This is a genomic window from Mannheimia glucosida (assembly GCF_046267875.1).
Lineage (GTDB): Bacteria > Pseudomonadota > Gammaproteobacteria > Enterobacterales > Pasteurellaceae > Mannheimia > Mannheimia glucosida.
In genome coordinates this window covers 1,946,179-1,963,916 of record NZ_CP176502.1, presented here as the reverse complement: position 1 = coordinate 1,963,916, position 17,738 = coordinate 1,946,179, and the positions used below count along the sequence as shown (strand labels likewise).

General features: G+C 41.1%; 16 protein-coding genes and 1 tRNA gene. 15 read left to right on the top strand and 2 right to left on the bottom strand.

Features of this window, described 5'->3' with window-relative positions:
- The first annotated feature begins 198 nt into the window (after window positions 1–198).
- From ACJ7Z2_RS09345 to ACJ7Z2_RS09330, 4 genes are all read left to right on the top strand, one after another.
- Window positions 199–816: a MarC family protein gene (locus ACJ7Z2_RS09345; RefSeq protein WP_409500116.1), complete on the top strand. Its 618-nt coding sequence runs from the start codon at window positions 199–201 to the stop codon at window positions 814–816.
- 23 nt (window positions 817–839) lie between these two features.
- On the top strand, window positions 840–2,069 hold the full coding sequence (moeA, locus tag ACJ7Z2_RS09340; protein ID WP_409500115.1) for a molybdopterin molybdotransferase MoeA: 1,230 nt from the start codon (window positions 840–842) through the stop codon (window positions 2,067–2,069).
- A gap of 98 nt (window positions 2,070–2,167) precedes the next feature.
- Window positions 2,168–2,917, top strand: a complete 750-nt coding sequence (moeB, locus tag ACJ7Z2_RS09335) for a molybdopterin-synthase adenylyltransferase MoeB (protein ID WP_409500114.1) — start codon at window positions 2,168–2,170, stop codon at window positions 2,915–2,917.
- Between the two features lie 113 nt (window positions 2,918–3,030).
- Window positions 3,031–3,106, top strand: a tRNA-Asn gene (locus ACJ7Z2_RS09330).
- A 122-nt stretch (window positions 3,107–3,228) separates the two neighbouring features.
- Here the strand turns inward: ACJ7Z2_RS09330 and yfbV are convergent.
- On the bottom strand, window positions 3,229–3,666 hold the full coding sequence (gene yfbV / locus ACJ7Z2_RS09325; RefSeq protein ID WP_154704498.1) for a terminus macrodomain insulation protein YfbV: 438 nt from the start codon (window positions 3,664–3,666) through the stop codon (window positions 3,229–3,231).
- A gap of 130 nt (window positions 3,667–3,796) precedes the next feature.
- Between yfbV and ACJ7Z2_RS09320 the strand changes: the two genes are divergently transcribed.
- The 10 genes from ACJ7Z2_RS09320 (at window position 3,797) to lptD (ending at window position 14,289) form a co-directional block, all read left to right on the top strand.
- Window positions 3,797–4,546 (top strand): ABC transporter permease, encoded by a 750-nt coding sequence (locus ACJ7Z2_RS09320; RefSeq protein WP_230311449.1) that lies wholly within the window; start codon window positions 3,797–3,799, stop codon window positions 4,544–4,546.
- An 8-nt stretch (window positions 4,547–4,554) separates the two neighbouring features.
- The gene (locus tag ACJ7Z2_RS09315) at window positions 4,555–5,112 is read left to right on the top strand and encodes a septation protein A (protein ID WP_154704496.1); all 558 of its coding nucleotides are present in this window, start codon (window positions 4,555–4,557) and stop codon (window positions 5,110–5,112) included.
- The gene (yciA, locus tag ACJ7Z2_RS09310; RefSeq protein ID WP_126301856.1) at window positions 5,102–5,566 is read left to right on the top strand and encodes an acyl-CoA thioester hydrolase YciA; all 465 of its coding nucleotides are present in this window, start codon (window positions 5,102–5,104) and stop codon (window positions 5,564–5,566) included. Before ACJ7Z2_RS09315 ends, yciA begins: the two co-directional genes overlap by 11 nt.
- A gap of 1 nt (window position 5,567) precedes the next feature.
- Window positions 5,568–5,849: a YciI family protein gene (locus ACJ7Z2_RS09305; protein ID WP_409500113.1), complete on the top strand. Its 282-nt coding sequence runs from the start codon at window positions 5,568–5,570 to the stop codon at window positions 5,847–5,849.
- Between the two features lie 173 nt (window positions 5,850–6,022).
- Complete coding sequence (glnE, locus tag ACJ7Z2_RS09300; RefSeq protein ID WP_409500112.1) at window positions 6,023–8,914, top strand: bifunctional [glutamate--ammonia ligase]-adenylyl-L-tyrosine phosphorylase/[glutamate--ammonia-ligase] adenylyltransferase; 2,892 nt, start codon at window positions 6,023–6,025, stop codon at window positions 8,912–8,914.
- A gap of 66 nt (window positions 8,915–8,980) precedes the next feature.
- On the top strand, window positions 8,981–9,358 hold the full coding sequence (locus ACJ7Z2_RS09295) for a YacL family protein (protein ID WP_006248055.1): 378 nt from the start codon (window positions 8,981–8,983) through the stop codon (window positions 9,356–9,358).
- 88 nt (window positions 9,359–9,446) lie between these two features.
- On the top strand, window positions 9,447–10,034 hold the full coding sequence (yihI, locus tag ACJ7Z2_RS09290; RefSeq protein ID WP_409500111.1) for a Der GTPase-activating protein YihI: 588 nt from the start codon (window positions 9,447–9,449) through the stop codon (window positions 10,032–10,034).
- Between the two features lie 13 nt (window positions 10,035–10,047).
- Window positions 10,048–10,515, top strand: coding sequence for a DUF2489 domain-containing protein (locus tag ACJ7Z2_RS09285; RefSeq protein ID WP_409501134.1), 468 nt, complete (start codon window positions 10,048–10,050; stop codon window positions 10,513–10,515).
- A complete protein-coding gene (hemN, locus tag ACJ7Z2_RS09280; RefSeq protein WP_409500110.1) occupies window positions 10,515–11,882 on the top strand; it encodes an oxygen-independent coproporphyrinogen III oxidase in 1,368 nt (455 codons plus the stop codon). Before ACJ7Z2_RS09285 ends, hemN begins: the two co-directional genes overlap by 1 nt.
- A 73-nt stretch (window positions 11,883–11,955) precedes the next feature.
- Window positions 11,956–14,289: an LPS assembly protein LptD gene (gene lptD, locus ACJ7Z2_RS09275; protein WP_409501133.1), complete on the top strand. Its 2,334-nt coding sequence runs from the start codon at window positions 11,956–11,958 to the stop codon at window positions 14,287–14,289.
- Window positions 14,290–14,430: 141 nt separating this feature from the next.
- Here lptD and ppc read toward each other — a convergent pair whose 3' ends face one another.
- Window positions 14,431–17,070 (bottom strand): phosphoenolpyruvate carboxylase, encoded by a 2,640-nt coding sequence (gene ppc / locus ACJ7Z2_RS09270; RefSeq protein WP_409500109.1) that lies wholly within the window; start codon window positions 17,068–17,070, stop codon window positions 14,431–14,433.
- Window positions 17,071–17,239: 169 nt separating this feature from the next.
- On the opposite strand from ppc, the gene ACJ7Z2_RS09265 reads away from it, so the two are divergent.
- Window positions 17,240–17,644: an FKBP-type peptidyl-prolyl cis-trans isomerase gene (locus ACJ7Z2_RS09265; RefSeq protein ID WP_020824148.1), complete on the top strand. Its 405-nt coding sequence runs from the start codon at window positions 17,240–17,242 to the stop codon at window positions 17,642–17,644.
- The last annotated feature ends 94 nt before the right edge of the window (window positions 17,645–17,738 follow it).

Sequence of the window (17,738 nt, the reverse complement as noted above, 5' to 3'; positions counted from 1 at the left end):
GAATTAAACTTAATTTTGATGAAAAACGTATTAAAAATAGTCTTGTTATTGATTTTTTAGGGTGATTTAAAATCGGTAATGTTTATTTCTCATTTAGCTATGATATTGTGTAAATATTTACACTATATGACATCTCTATAAGCGGTGACTTTATGTTAAAATATGACAAGTTAAAAATTTAAAATAACAGGAGAGAATATGTTTGATTCATTAGCGGTACAATTTGTGGTTTTATGGGCGGTGATCGACCCGATTGGTTCTGTTCCTGTTTATTTGGCAAAAACCATTGGTTTGCCGATTGAAGCACGGCGTAAAATTGCACTAAATGCGGTCTTGATTGCCGCCGGTATTTTGATTTTCTTCCTTATCGGTGGACAAGTGCTGTTAGAATCAATGCAGATTCCGTTACCTGCATTCCAAGCGGCAGGTGGCTTAGTGCTGTTGTTATTTGCTTTAACGATGATTTTTGGTGAAAGCAAGCCGGAGCAAGAAATGCGGATCAGTAGCAACCTCAGTGAATTGGCGGTTTATCCGCTAGCAGTGCCCTCAATTGCTTCACCGGGGGCGATGATGGCAATCGTACTATTAACTGACAATCACCGTTTTAATATTGGCGATCAAGTTATTACCGCCGGCATTATGCTTTTGGTGCTGTTTATTACCTATTTGCTCTTTTTAGTGGCAAATCGCATTCAGCACCTTATTGGTAATGCAGGTGCTGCGATTATCAGCCGAGTGATGGGTTTAATTCTCGCGGCGATTGCGGTGAATAATTTATTAATTGGTGTACGGGATTTCTTTGTACAAATTAGCTAAACGTTGAATAGGTAGGACAATTTATGGCACTTTTAGCCTTGAGTGATGCGTTAGACAATATGCTTGCTCGTTTACCTGCACCTAAAATGGTGGAACGACTTCCATTAAATGAATGTGCGAATCGAGTATTGGCAGAGGATATTTTTTCCCCGATCAATGTGCCGAATTTTGATAATTCGGCAATGGACGGCTATGCGGTTCGTATTTCAGATTTAGCACAAAATTTAACCTTGAAAGTGGCAGGTAAAGCCTTTGCCGGTAATCCGTTTAACGGTGAAATAAAGGCAGGTGAATGTGTGCGGATTATGACGGGAGCATTAGTGCCACAAGGCGTTGATGCCGTTGTAATGCAAGAAGAAACGATGCTCAATGATGATGGTAGTGTAACTTTTAACAGCGTACCAAAATTAGGCAGCAATATCCGCCGTGTTGGAGAAGATGTACAACAAGGGGCTTTGGTGCTGGAAAAAGGCTCATTATTGAATGTTGCAACTTTGCCGTTGTTAGCGTCACTTGGTGTTGCATCAGTACCTGTTTTTGCCAAATTAAAGGTAGCGATTCTTTCTACCGGCGATGAATTAACCAGTGTCGGTGAGCCTTTGACAGACGGCAAAATTTACGATACTAACCGTTTTGCCGTGCGGTTGATGCTAGAAAAATTAAATTGTGAGATTTTGGATTTTGGAATTTTACCTGATGACCCAATTCTGTTTGAGCAAACTTTCAGACAAGCCCAACAGCAAGCTGATGTGCTGATTACCAGTGGCGGTGTATCTGTGGGCGAGGCTGATTTTACCAAAGAGGTGCTGGAAAAATTGGGCGAAATCGGCTTCTGGAAAATTGCGATGAAGCCAGGCAAGCCTTTTGCATTCGGTGAATTAGAACAGGCTTGGTTTTTCGGGCTGCCGGGCAATCCGGTTTCGGCATTAGTGACTTTCTACCAATTAGTGCAACCGGCGTTGGCCAAACTTTCGGGCTTATCGACAGATAAAATTGCAAAATTAACCCAAAATTTTACCGCTTGCAGTGCCGGAAAATTGAAAAAAGCGGTCGGTCGCCAAGATTTCCAACGGGGCTATTACTATGCCAATGAAAAAGGGGAATTAGAGGTGCGTGCAGTTGGTACACAAGGCTCACATATTTTCAGTGCTTTCAATGAAAGCAACTGTTTTATTGTGTTGGAAGCTGAACGTGGTAATGTTGAAGCAGGGGAAAAGGTCATCATTCAGCCGTTTAATTCGCTGCTACATTGATGAATTAAGATAGCGCAAGCGTCCACGCTTGTGCTAGCAATAAAAATATAGGCACAAGCGTGGACGCTTGAGCCATCGTTTACTATTTAGGTGTAAAAATGGAACTTACCGATCACGAAATGCTACGTTATAATCGCCAGATTATCCTAAAAAGCGTGGATTTTGACGGGCAGGAAAAGTTAAAAGCCAGCCGAGTGTTGATTGTCGGCTTAGGCGGTTTGGGCTGTGCGGCATCGCAATATTTAGCCTCTGCCGGCGTTGGGCATTTGACTTTGGTGGATTTTGATCTGGTCTCGCTTTCTAACCTACAACGCCAAATTTTACATACCGATGCTACTATCGGGCAGCCAAAGGTGGAATCTGCCAAAGCACGATTAGCGGCGATTAATCCGAATATTCAGATTGAAGCTATCCATCGGCAATGTTCCGATGAGCAGTTAGCAGAACTGATTGCCAATACAGATTTAGTGCTGGATTGCACCGATAATGTCGCCGTTCGTAATCAGTTAAATTTGCAATGTTTTAAGCAAAAACGACCGCTTGTATCCGGTTCGGCAATTCGGTTTGAAGGGCAGGTGAGCGTATTTTGCTATCAAGAGCAGGAACCTTGCTATGAATGTTTAAGCAGATTGTTTGGCGATGGCACATTAAGCTGTGTTGAAGCGGGTGTGATTGCCCCGATTGTCGGCATTGTGGGCAGCATTCAAGCCTTGGAAGTGATTAAAGTGTTGCTTAATATTGGTACAACACTCTCCGGAAAATTATTGATGATTGATGGTTTGCATTTTTCAGTAAGAGAAATGATATTACCTAAGCAAATAAATTGCTCTGTTTGTACCTCATTGTGAGTACAACTGAAAATAGAAAAGTAAAAAAGTTTCAAGAAATGTAAATGAAGAGCAAGGGTTGCCTATTTTGTTTGACGGCTAAAACGTTTTAGCTTATCATTTTCTCCGATAATTCCTCCTTAGTTCAGTCGGTAGAACGGTGGACTGTTAATCCATATGTCGCAGGTTCGAGTCCCGCAGGAGGAGCCAATATTTTTCTTTTGTTCTTGTTTTATTTGTCTCCTTTTATAAAACAGTAATTCATACCTCCAGAATTAGAACAAAAGTTTTTGCCCCACTCAAAAGTGGGGCTTTTTTTATTTTGAATCTGATTAAAGTTCATCGAAATAGTTATCTCCCCAAGTATCTTGCGCTAATTTCAGCAAATTTGCAAAATCTTGAAAAGAAGGCACCGCTTGTTCTTCCTCAATTTTTACCTGTGCCGTAATGAGTTTTTGCTTTAGCGACTCGTACCATTCCAGTAAGGAAAGTGACAGTGGCGATTTTGCACGTTTCCCAAGCCAATAAAGCCCTTGAAACGGTATAGAGACAGCAAATACCGCAGTCAGCACGGAATTGGCTAAAATAGATTGAGTCGGATCGGTAAAGCAATATTGCCAAACTAATGCAAAGCAAGCAAAAGCAGGCATTACTTTAGAGGAAAATTTTACCAAGCGAATAATGTGGTAATCTGGCATAAAATTGGCTAATTTTTTCTGATTCGGCAGAGTGTTGAGGTAACGCTGTCCTGCATCAAATAAGCTTAACATAGGATTATCTCTTTCAAATTTTTCTTTTATTTTAGCTAACTGATTAAAATCTACAATAGGTTAATGCAGTTTGGCTCAAGCCTTGCTATACTTCACAACAAAATATTTACAATCTATTGAAGGGTATTTTATGTCAATTAAATTTCCGGATTTACTGCAACAAAGCTGGAACTTTATGCGTAATCAACAAGCATTTTCACTGTTTGCCATTATCACCATTGTGGTTGTGCAGTTGGTTTTTATTTTAGTGTCGCCAAATTCGCCTGAGCTAATGGCGGAGTCGCAACCGCAGCAACTTCAAATTGATGCCTCTAAAATGGTGTCTATACTATTGCCAACTATTTTATTAGGTGTTGTCAATCTTTTGATCAATGTCTTAATGATTTTCAATATTCAATCGATTAACGATGGCAATTATCGTCAATTTTTCCAAAATTCAGGAAACGCATTAAAGCACTTCCTACCTGTGCTGTTGTTACAATTTGTGATGGTGTTACCGCTTTCTCTCGGTGCATCTTTTGCAATGGCATCGCCTGAAACAGTGATTATTGCATTGCCGGTGTTGGTAGTCGGTTTTTATTTTTTTATCAAATTATCGTTAGTGATTTATGCTTATTTGTTAGAAAAACCACAGAAAGGTTTATCGGAAAGTATTAAATTCACGCTTCAATTATCACGTGGAAAAATGCTACCGCTGATTTTATTTTGTGTGATTTCTTATTTATTACCGGGGATGTTATCTCGTTTGTTCACGGTGTTTGGTAATGACTTTATTGGCATATTCATTACCATTGTTTTAAGTGCGGCAATTAACGTCTTTATGGCGATTTTCAGCTTCCGCTTTTACCAAGTTTACCGCCAAATGCCGGCAGTGCGTTAGGAGTATCAATGAAACAATTACTTGAATTTATTCCGCTGATTCTGTTTTTTGTCGTGTATAAAATGAGCGGTATTCAGATGGCGTCTATCGCATTGGTTATCGCTACAATCGTGCAAATGATCGCCTTAAAAATGCTCTACGGCAAAATTGAAAAACAGCAAATTATTATGGGCGGTTCGGTGGTCTTTTTCGGCTTACTGAGTGCCTATTTTAATGAAATCAAATATTTACAATGGAAAGTAACTATTGTTTACGCTCTGTTTGCATTGGTGCTATTAGTGAGCCAATTTGTGTTCAAAACACCATTAATCAAAAAATTATTAGGCAAAGAAATTCAGTTGCCTGAAGCGGTGTGGAATAAAATAAACCTCGGTTGGGCAGCATTCTTTCTGATTTGTATGTTGCTGAATATTTATATCAGTCAATATTTATCGGAAGAGATTTGGGTTGATTTCAAATCTTTCGGCATTATTGGCTTAACCTTAGTCGCAACGGTTATTACCGGTTTCGTCCTTTACCCCCATTTAAAAGAGGCTGAAAAGCAGGAACAACAAAATGAAAGATAAACCTTATGGAAAAGCCCCGGAAGGGAAACTGATTTTAAGAACTTTGGCAATGCCATCAGACACCAACGCTAACGGCGATATTTTCGGCGGTTGGATTATGTCGCAGATGGATTTAGGTGGTGCAATTTTAGCCAAAGAGCTGGCAAAAGGCAGAGTGGTGACGGTAACGGTGGATAAAATGATTTTCCACCGCCCGATTTCAGTCGGTGATGTTGTCTGCTGTTACGGCAAACTAATGCACCTAGGACGCTCTTCAATGCAAGTGAAAGTCGAAGTGTTTATTAAACAAGTTTATGAGGGAAATCGGGAACGTTATCTGGTAACCGAAGCATTATTTACCTATGTGGCGATTGATAAAGAAGGCAAACCTCGTGCCGTGCCGAGAGAAAATAACCCCGAATTAGAGGAAGCATTATCGCTAATTGATTTAACCCCTGAAAAACAAGGAGAATAGTATGTATTATGTGATCTTTGCCCAAGATAACCCAAATATGCTGGAGAAACGTTTAGAAGTTCGTCCGGCCCATTTGGCCCGTTTGGAAAAATTACAAGCGGAAGGGCGATTATTAATCGCAGGACCTAACCCGACCGAAGATGGCTCAAGTGTGACCGGTTCAAGCGTCATTGCCGAGTTCAATTCACTTGAAGAAGCCCAACAATGGGCAAGCCAAGATCCTTATGTTGAAGCCGGTGTGTATGGCGATGTGATTATTAAACCGTTTAAACGTGTATTTTAATTTTTTCTCCCCTCTTTAGAAAAGATGGGTAGGGGGAGATTTGATTACGATGTTAAAATTTCCTATGAGTGTAAAATTACCTCTGCCAAATCTCCCCTAACCCCTCTTTGCTAAAGAGGGGAATTGGATCAAGCGTAAAATACCTATTCATTCCCAATTTTGAGCCCAAATTTATGCTTATTACCCTAACCTCCCAACCCCAACTCAATTTACCGCCCGATTTGCAAAATTCTGAGCAAATTCAACCGCTTATTACTGCAATTTCGGTTTCTACCTTTGTTAACCAAACCTTGCAAAAACAGCCGGAACTACTGGCAGAATGGCTTGTCAAGTTTCCTACGCCTGATGATTGCAATAATTATGCCGAGCGTTTAGCGAAAGCATTGGAAAGTGTGGAAAATGAAGACACATTGGGGCAGGTTTTGCGGCAATTTCGCCACCGTGAATTGGCTCGTCTGAGTTTTATTCAGTCAAATAAATTAGCGACGGTGGAGTTTGTGTTTCAGCGTTTGTCAGATTTAGCCGAGAGTCTGATTCTAGCCGCTCGAGATTGGTTGTTTCAGCGTTGCTGTGCCGAATATGGCACGCCCAAGAACACTCTTGGCGAAACACAAGAACTGCTGATTTTAGGTATGGGTAAATTGGGCGGGCGAGAGCTTAATTTTTCTTCCGATATTGACTTAATTTTTACCTATCCTGATGCGGGTGAAACTGAAGGAGGACGCAAGCCGATTGAAAACAGCAAATTTTTCACCCGAATGGGGCAGCGGTTAATTAAAGTATTAGATGAGATCACCGCTGATGGTTTTGTGTATCGTACCGATATGCGACTTCGCCCCTTTGGCGATAGCGGAGCCTTGGTGCTGAGTTTTACCGCAATGGAAGATTATTACCAAGAGCAAGGACGTGATTGGGAACGCTATGCGATGATTAAGACAAAAATTTTAGGCGAGGATAGCCAAAATTTAAATCATCGCTATTTAAAGCAAATGCTCCGCCCTTTTGTTTACCGCCGTTATCTGGATTTCAGTGCAATCCAATCGTTGCGTGAAATGAAAGAAAAAATCAGCCGTGAAGTGGTTCGCCGTAATTTAACTGACAATATCAAACTTGGAGCAGGTGGAATTCGGGAGGTGGAGTTTATCGCCCAAACTTTCCAAATGATCCGTGGCGGGCGAGATAAAATTTTACAAGAACGTAGCCTGTTAAAAGTGCTACCACGCTTGGCAGAATTAAATTTATTAACCCGAACGCAGGTGGAAACGCTCCACAATGCCTATATTTTTTACCGTCAAATTGAAAATGTATTGCAAGCGATTGACGATAAACAAACTCAAACCCTACCCAGCGATGAAGCCTCTCAAGCCCGCCTTGTGTTTGCTTGCCAAAGCTATTACCAGCAAGATTTATATAGCGAAAACACGCATTGGGTGGAGCATTCCTTTAACGATTGGCAACAATTTATGGCAGTATTGAGCCAATATCAACAAGCGGTACGGCAGATTTTTAATGAAATTATCGGTGAAGAGGAAACACAAGCCGACAGCAATCCGGTTAATGAAAAATTAGCCGAATGGAAAGATATTCTGCACTATAACATTAGCGTTGAAGATTTATCCGCAGTGCTAAAAGGTTACCCAAAGGTTGCAGAAAATGATTATGCGGAAATTTTCCGTCACTTTTCCACCACCTTTCAAGATTGGATAAAACGCCCGATCGGGGTAAGAGGGCGAGAGGTATTACGCAATTTAATGCCTAGAATTGCCGACAGCATTTTTAAAGGTGAAGATCATTTATTGTTATTGCCTCGTGTGTTGAATATTGTGGATAAAATCACCACCCGAACTACCTATTTGGAATTAATGCTCGAAAAAGAGCAGATTCTGCCTCAACTTTTAGCATTGTGTAGTAAGTCGGTGATGATTGCGGAGCAAATTGCCCGTTACCCAATGTTGCTTGATGAACTGATTGGCAATCGAGGATTAACCGATGTGCTGCCTTTTGAGCAATATCAATCGGCGTTGCAAGATTATTTAATCCGCATTCCGGAAGAAGATGAAGAAGCCTTAATTGATGGATTACGCCAATTCAAGCAAACCCACATTTTACGCATTGCTGCGGCGGATATTTTAGGCGTGCTGCCGGTAATGAAAATCAGTGATCACCTCACTTATTTAGCAGAAGCGATTATTAATGCAGTGGTGAATATGGCTTGGAAACCGCTCACTCAGCGTTTTGGCGTTCCTGCACATTTAGAAGCCAGTGAGCAAGGCTTTGCGGTGATTGGTTATGGCAAATTAGGTGGTATCGAACTTGGTTATAACTCGGATTTAGATCTGGTATTTTTGCACAATGCTCCAGATGATGGTGAAACGGTTGGGGGAAAAAAAACGATTTCCAGCCACCAATTTTACCTCAAGCTCGCCCAAAAAATTAATTCGATTTTTAATCTAAACACCAGTGCCGGTGTATTGTATGAAGTTGATATGCGACTTCGCCCTTCCGGTGAGGCAGGGCTTTTGGTTAGCACCTTTAAAGCATACGACTATTACCAAAAAAACGAGGCGTGGACGTGGGAAAGCCAAGCACTAGTGAGGGCAAGATGTGTGTTTGGGGCTGAAAACCTCAAACAAGCCTTTGAACAAATCCGCCAAAGCACGCTTGCTCAGCCGCGTGCAAGCGGTCAATTACGCCAAGAAATTTGCGAAATGCGACAGAAAATGTACCAACACTTAAGCTCGCATTCAGCCGAGCAATTTCATATTAAACAAGATCAAGGTGGCATCACCGATATTGAATTTATCGCCCAATATTTGGTATTAGCCCACAGCCACCAACACCCGAAAATGGCAGTATGGTCGGATAATGTCCGCATTTTCGACAGTGCGGTAGAATGTGGTATTTTAAGTTCCGAACAAAGCGAACAGCTACAACACTGCTACACCGCATTGCGTAACAAAATCCACCACCTAAACTTATTACGCAAAGATAGCGTAGTGGAGGCAACTGAATTTACCACTGAGCGAGCATTTGTGAAGGAAATGTGGCAGAGTTTATTAAACTAAATCGCAAAATTTTCCAAAAAAAGACCGCTTGTTAGGCTATAATAGCCGTAATAGAGGAGAAGGTGTATGGAATATCAATTTACCCATAGTATTCACGGGGTGGTGGCAAAATGTTCGATGGATCACGAGGCGTTTGCTCGTTGGTTGAATGCCGAAATAACGGAAAATCCTAGCCAGTTAGCCCCTATTTTTGCTGAAATAGAGAAGTGTCGAGCTGCATTTCCGAATCATTATGAATGTGTGTTTGAAGGGCGGGAGTACAGTCTCTATTTTGATTATGATGAAGTAATGGCAAAGGCAAATAATTTAGATGCTGCTTTTGATGATGAGGAAATGGAAGAAGGCTTTCAATTTTATAATGAAGAGAGCATCGCATTTTGTGGTTTAGATGATTTTGAGAAATTTTTGAAAGCCTACCAACATTTTGTGCAAACTTATCATTGATTGAAATGATTAATTGAAACCAAAGCTATTAAGGGATACTAATTCCTTGTAGAATAGCCGTTTATAGCAATTTTAAGATATTAAATTTATGAGTCGTACTAAAAAAACACGTCGTATTACCGACATTATGCCGGCAAGAAAAACCGATAAACCTAAACAGCCCACGCCTAAATTAGGTGGGGGGAAAAATCGCAAACCCACCCGTTATGAGTTAGATGCTCAAGCCCGTGAGGAAAAACGTAAGCGTAAACATAAAGGTTTGCCGACAGGTTCACGCAATGCTGATCCGGCAGAGCAGAAAAAAGCAGTGGTGAAAGAGGTGAAAGATCCGCGTATCGGTAGCCGTAAAAAAGTGCCGTTAATGGTGGAATTTGTGAACCAGCCGGAAAAAGGGCGGACGATTAAGCCTGTGCCGGTTGAGCCAATCAAACCAACGATTTCACCGGAACAAGAGCTGGAGCAGTTAGAAAATAACGAATGTTTAAATCAGTTGTTAGATGATTTGGAAGCGGGCAAAACCTTATCCGCAGAAGATCAGAAATTTATGAATGAGTGTTTAGATCGCATTGATGAATTAATGACTGAGCTTGGCATCGAATATGAAGATGAAGAGGGCGATAATGGTGATGCGTTATTACGCCAATTCGAGACGATGGATATTAATAAATTCCGCTAGGTAGCCGATGATGATGCTAAAAATGTTCCTGATGGTGCTTGCCGCTCTGATTTTAATTTCGCTGGGCGGTTATGCACTGCACTTAATGTTGAAAGTGCGAGCTCAAAAAAAGCACGAGCAAGCACTGATTGAACAGGCAAAACAAGCTCAAAAAGATCGCTATATTCGGATTTTAGACAGCATTGATGTTATTGCTCGGGCAATGATTTCCGAACAGTGCGATTTGTCGGAAGGTGTTTTACGTTTAAAACCGCTATTAGATGTTCTCGGCAGAAAATTAAGCGACTATACGGCGATGTGGGCGTTGTATGGCGTGGTGGAAAATATGCCGATTTTAGATGAACGAAAAAATTTAAAACGTAACGAAAGAATGAAGTTGGATTTAGAGCGTGAAGCCAAAGAAGCAGAGCTTGAATCAGACATCAAAAATGAGTGTTACCAATTATTAAAAGATATTGAAGAAATGAGAAAGGCAATCTAATGTCAGAAATTATTTGGGATTTAGCCCTTATTCAAAAATATAACCATTCAGGGCCTCGTTATACCTCTTACCCAACAGCGTTGGAGTTTAACGAAAATTACACCAATGAAGATTTTATTCGTGCTGCCGCTCGTTACCCTGAGCGTCCGCTTTCTCTTTATGTGCATATTCCGTTTTGTCACAAGCTTTGCTACTTTTGTGGCTGTAATAAAGTGATTACCCGTCATCGCCATAAAGTTGAAATTTATTTGGATTATTTAGAGCGTGAAATTAAAACTCGTGCACCTCTGTTTCAAAATCGTTTAGTGACCCAAATCCACTGGGGTGGCGGTACCCCGACCTATTTAGACGAAGATCAATCGGCACGTTTAATGCAAATGCTACGAGCCAATTTTGATGTGAGTGATGATGCGGAAATCAGCATTGAAATGGATCCGCGTGAAATCGAACTAAGTATGTTGGATCACCTGCGAGCTATCGGTTTTAACCGTCTGAGTATGGGGATTCAAGATTTTGACAAAGAAGTGCAACGTCTGGTGAATCGTGAGCAAGATGAGGACTTTATTTTTGCCTTGATGAAACGGGCAAAAGAACTTGGCTTTGTTTCAACCAACGTGGATTTGATTTACGGCTTGCCAAAACAGAATGTGGAAAGCTTTATGTACACTTTACAACGTGTGGTAGAGCTAAACCCTGATCGTATGAGCGTATTCAACTATGCCCACTTGCCAAGCCGTTTTGCCGCACAAGTGAAAATTAAAGAAGAATTGTTGCCGGCTCCGGAAACTAAATTGACCATTTTGCAAAATTCCATCGAATTTTTAGGCAAAAATGGCTATAAGTTTATTGGTATGGATCACTTTGCCAAACCTGATGACGAGTTAGCCATTGCACAAGAAAAAGGCATTTTACACCGTAACTTCCAAGGCTATACCACTCAAGAAGAGTGCGATTTATTGGGAATGGGTGTGTCAGCAATCAGCCTACTCGGCGATACTTACGCCCAAAACCGCAAAGAATTACAACAATACTATGCTGATGTTGAAACCAACGGTATTGCGTTGCATAAAGGCATTGCGTTAACCCAAGATGATTGCATTCGCCGTGATGTGATAAAAGCCTTGATTTGTAATTTCAAATTAGATTTTGCCACCATTGAAAAGCAATATGGTATTGATTTTAAACGCTATTTTGCCGAAGATTTAGCTTTATTGGCTCCGTTGGCGGAAGATGAATTATTAACGATGAATGACGACAGCATTGTGGTTTCCCCACGAGGGCGTTTATTGATCCGTAATATTTGCTTATGTTTTGATGTCTATTCAAGACAATTAGCGAGAAGACAGCAGTTTTCCCGTATTATTTAATGAGTAAGCGGTCGATTTTGGTAAAAATTTTGCAAAAACAGACCGCTTGTTCCCGGCTTATAAAGGAAAAATGATGAAACAGCGTTATAGCTTACTTTCTCTTGCTGTGATGGCAGCTTGTTATAGCAACAGTGCCGCAGCCGATTTAAAGCAACAATGTTTACTTGGCGTGCCGCATTTTCAGGGCGAAGTGGTAGAGGGCGATCAACTTAGAATGCCTGTTACCATTGAGTCTGACAGAGCGGTCATTAACCAGCCTCGTGATGCCACCTACACCGGTGATGTAACGATCAAACAAGGTAACCGTTCGATTTGGGCGGAGCAGGTGCGGGTTGAGCAAGATGGCGAAAATGCCCGTATGGCGTATTTGCAGGGTAATTTTAACTACCAAGATAATTTGATTCAGGCAACCGGTTCAGATGCGACCATCAATCTGCTTTCCAAAGATGCGAACTTAGCTAATGCTAATTACCAATTAATTGGCAGACAAGGGCGTGGCACTGCAGAATCTGGCGAGTTTGGCAACAGCAAACGTACGCTGAAAAATGCCAGTTTCACTTCGTGCCTACCGAATGATAATTCGTGGCAAATTGAAGCGAATGAAATGATTCAGCACGTTGATGAGGAATATGCTGAAATGTGGCACGCCCGTTTTAAGGTGCTGGGAATGCCGGTATTTTATTCGCCTTACTTACAATTTCCGATTGGCGACCGTCGCCGTAGCGGGTTATTAATTCCAAGTTTTGAGCGTTCAAGCAAAAACGGCTGGACATACTCCCAACCGTTTTATTGGAATATCGCACCGAATATGGACGCGACCATCACCCCAACCTACTACTCACGCCGTGGTTGGCAAATCAGCCCAGAATTTCGTTATTTAACGAAAATTGGGCAAGGCTTAGTGGCAACCGAATATATGGCGAAAGATCGTTTAAGCGAATACCAACCGGAAAATGATGATCGTAAACGCTATTTATTCCACTGGCGTCACGCAATGAGTTTTTTAACCGATTGGCGTTTCTCGGTCGATTACACCAAAGTGAGTGACAGACGTTATTTCTCTGATTTTGATTCGGATTATGGTAGCAGTACTGATGGCTATGCGACGCAGAATTTTAAATTAGGCTACTATCAGCCGAATTATAATATCTCAATTTCAGGTAAAAAATTCCAAACCTTCGATGAGTTGGATATCGGGCCTTATCGCGTTCTGCCACAAATTGATTTTAACTATTATAAAAACGATCTAATTAAAGGCGGAGATTTCAAATTCTTTGCCCAAGCAGCCCGTTTTGAAAATGATAGTAAATTAATGCCAAAAGCGTGGCGTTTCCACGCTGAGCCAACACTGAATTTCCCATTAGCGAATCGCTATGGTAGCTTAAATTTAGAAACCAAGCTCTATGCAACCCACTATCAACAAACGAAAGGTAGTGAGAGTACGGAAGAAATTAAGAAAAGTGTAAGTCGTGTACTGCCACAGATTAAGCTCGATTTTAAAACCGTGTTGGAATCCGATAAACAGCTTTTCTCTGGCTATACTCAAACGCTTGAGCCTCGGGTGCAATATATTTATCGCCCATATAAGGATCAAAGCGATATTGGCTCGAAAGCACATCGAAGTGTGAGCTTAGGCTATGACTCTGCATTATTGCAAAACGACTATTTCTCGCTGTTTAACGACAGACGCTATAGCGGTTTAGATCGTATTTCGTCAGCAAATTTAGTCACCGCAGGTGGCACAACCCGTTTCTTTAAAGAGGCAACCGGTGAAGAGGTGTTTAATTTCAGCTTAGGACAAACTTATTATATAAGCCCGTCTAAAATTGATGATACCTCAGATAACAGCACTAAAGGTCATACGACTTCATGGGCGGCGGAATCTAACTGGAAATTCCATAAAAAATGGAACTGGCACGGCAGCTATCAATATGATACTCGTTTAAACCAAACAGCGTTAGCGAATATGTCATTACAATACAAGCCACAGTCAGACAAATTGATTCAGCTCAATTACCGTTATGCAAGTAAAGATTATATCAATCAAAACTTGAATACGAATAAATACGGGCAATCAATTAAACAAGTGGGCGGTGTACTAGGTTGGGAATTAACCGATAAAGTATCGGTAATGACCAGTTATTACCACGACCTTGCATTGAAAAAACCGGTGGAAGGGCAAATTTCGCTTAACTACAACACTTGCTGTTGGGCGGCAAATGTGTATGTGGCTCGCCGTTTAGTTTCAACGCCGGTAGGTTCATCTGATACGATCAATGATTTCTACTATGACAATAAATTCGGCATTAACTTTGAGCTACGCTTTGGCACAAACTACAGCAATGGTGTAACCCGTATGCTAAAACGAGGTATTATTCCTTACACCGAGCCGTATGGCATTAATTAACAAAGTAAAAACAAATAAGTAAAAATAAAAATCGGGGCGAAAAATATTTGCCCCGATTTTTTTATATTTGGCTGATAAGCGGTTAAATTCTGTTGGAATTTTGCAAATCTTCCGCTAAATTCAACCGCTTGCCATCGAAACTTAACCTGTATTTCGCATACCTGCGGCAATACCTGTGATGGTGATCATCAATGCTTGCTCCAGTACAGGATCGGCATTTTCACCTTGTTTGCGAATCCGATCTAACAATTCTACCTGAAGTAGATTGAGCGGATCGGTATAAATATTGCGTAGTGCAATCGATTCTGCGATCCAAGGTAAATCGGCCATTAATTGTCCATCGTGAGCCAGTGCAAGTACGGTTTTAAGATCAGCCTGTAATTGCGTACGCAGCATATTGCCTAAACGGTGTAGTTTTGGCTCGACTAGGCGTTGGTCGTAATATTCAGCCAGCCAAATATCAGCTTTACTAAATACCATTTCCAGCATTCCGATACGGGTCGAGAAAAACGGCCATTCGTTACACATTTCTTTTAGTAAGGTTTCATTACCTTCATCAATCAACTGTTGTAATGCTTGCCCTGCACCTAACCAAGCAGGTAGCATTAAGCGGTTTTGCATCCAAGCGAAAATCCAAGGAATTGCACGCAAACTCTCCACTCCGCCTTTTGGATTACGTTTTGCAGGGCGTGAGCCAAGCGGCAGACGGGAAAGTTCTTGCTCTGGTGTAGCAGAGCGGAAATACGGTACGAAGTCTGGCTCGCCACGCACCATATCACGGTAAATTTGGCAAGAAATATCGGAGGCTTTCGCTAGCACATCTCGCCATTGCTGCTTTGGCTCCGGTGGTGGGAAAATATTCGCTTCTAAAATCGCACTGGCATAGAGTTCTAAACTTTCAACTGCCACGGCAGGTAAGCCTAATTTAAAGCGGATCATCTCTCCTTGCTCTGTCACTCGTAAGCCGTTTTTGAGTGAACGAGGGGGTTGAGAGAGTAAGGCTGCATGAGCCGGTGCACCACCACGCCCGATAGTGCCGCCACGACCGTGGAATAAGGTTAATTCAATATTATATTTTTCACATAAATTGACCAGAGCTTCTTGCGCCCGATATTGCGCCCAGCCGGCAGCAAGCATTCCGGCATCTTTGGCGGAATCAGAGTAGCCGATCATAATCATTTGGTAATTGTTGATGACGCCACGATACCAGCCGATATTAAATAAATCGGTCATCACTTTTTCACTGTGGTCTAAATCGCCTAGCGTTTCAAATAATGGGGCGACCGGAATAGTAAATTTGCACCCTGCCTCTTTGAGTAAAAGGTGAACCGCAAGTACATCAGAGGCCTCTCTTGCCATTGAAATGACATAGGCTGAAATGACGCCTTCAGGTTGCTCGGCAACAATTTTACAAGTGTCTAACACTTCTTTAGTTTCAGGGCTTGGAGTCCAGTTGGTTGGAATCAATGGGCGGCGAGAACTAAGTTCACGCACTAAGAACGCCTGTTTATCATCTTCTGTCCAATGAGCATAATCGCCTAAGCCGATATAGCGGGTAATTTCTGCAATCGCCATTTCGTGGCGGGTACTTTCTTGGCGAATATCAAGGCGTGATAACCCTAAACCAAAACAGTTTATACGACGTAAGCAATCTAGTAATGCACCATTTGCAATAATTCGCATACCACAGGCTTGTAATGACTCATAGCAATCAAAAAGCGGTTCCCACAATTGCTGATCTGAAGTTAAAATGTCACTTTCATCAATAGTTGAAATTTTGCCTTCCAATAATTCCGCATAGTAAATTCCGGTATTAATTAATTTCTGGCGTAATACTTTTAGTAATACGCGATATGGCTCTAAATAGTCACCATATTTAGCACGAAATGCAGGGGTACACTGTGTAATCGATAATTCTTCAGCAAGATTTTTAATATCTTGTAAGAACAATTCCGCGGCTTTCCAACGGTTCATTCTTAATACACGGCGAGTTGTTTCTGCCGTGACGAACGGGTTACCGTCACGGTCTCCGCCCATCCAAGAAGAAAAACGGACAGGGGCTAAATTTACCGGATATTGCACACCAAAGTGTTTTTCTAAATAGAAGTTAAGCTGACGACAAAATTCCGGCACAGCTTTCCATAAACTATTTTCAATGACTGCCATACCGCCTTTGGCTTCATCAACAGGGGTTGGGCGTTGGGTTCTGATTTCATTAGTATGCCAAGCAAGAGCAATCAGTTGCATTAAACGGCGTTTGATTTTATAGCTTTCTGCCTCAGTTAAATCATCATGTTCCAACAAATTCAAACATTTATTTATTTCAACGTGTTTATGTCCCAGCGAACGGCGGGTTACTTCCGTTGGGTGAGCGGTTAGCACTAAATCAATCATTAGGCTTTCCACGGTTTTAATCACTTTTTCAACGGGGATATTTTGTGATTTTAGACGAAGGAACAGAGAGTCTAATGAGCGACTACCAAGTGATTCATCAATATGATGGCGAGAAACAGTTTGATGTTGTTCAGCAATATTTGTTAGATTTAGAAAATGGCTAAATGCACGTGCAACGGGTAAGACATCATCGTTAGAAATATTGGCTAATTTATCTAATAGCTGTTCACGGGCGTTTTCATCGCCGGCACGAGAATTGCGAGATAACACACGAATGCTTTCGATGAGTTCTAGAATGTAATCTCCTTGCGCATCACGAATCGTTTCTCCCAAAAATTCACCTAACATATGGATATTATGCTGAATTGTTGAATATTGCTGGTTCATAAAAAATTCCTATGGTAAACATAAATTAAATTAGGTCTAAATATGCCGAAAATCGCTGAAAATAGCAAATAGATTTAATTTAATTTTTGAATTAAATGATAAAACGCAAAAAATAGCTGTCTATGGTAGGGATAATATGAAATCTTTTATAGAAAATGGGGGAAATAGAATGAAGCAGATTTATGCTTTAGGTTTGGCATTCATTGTCGCTAGTGTAAGTTTATTATCTACTAAAGTACAGGCAAATCAAGCGTATCAAACTACTAAGCAAGGCTTGCAATATAAGGAGCTTAAAGCAGGCAGCGGCAAAAAACCAACACTAAATGATGAAGTGGAGGTGCGTTTTACTTCTTATAATGATAAAGGGGAAGTGTTTGAAGGGACGTTTAATCAAGTGCCAGTAATTTTGCCTATCAGAGAAATGTTTTCCGGCTTACAGCAAGGATTATTGCTTATGCCGGTAGGCTCTGTATATGAGTTTAATATTCCGGCTCACCTAGGTTATCAAGAAGAGGGTAGTAGAGCTAAGAAAGCTGCATTATATCGGATAGAACTACTTAGAATTAATCCTTAAACTCAGGAAAACCTATATAGAAAAAGTATTTTGCAAATTTTTCCCTAAATTCAACCGCTTGCATATTACCACAAGCGGTATTTTTCTGCCTAAA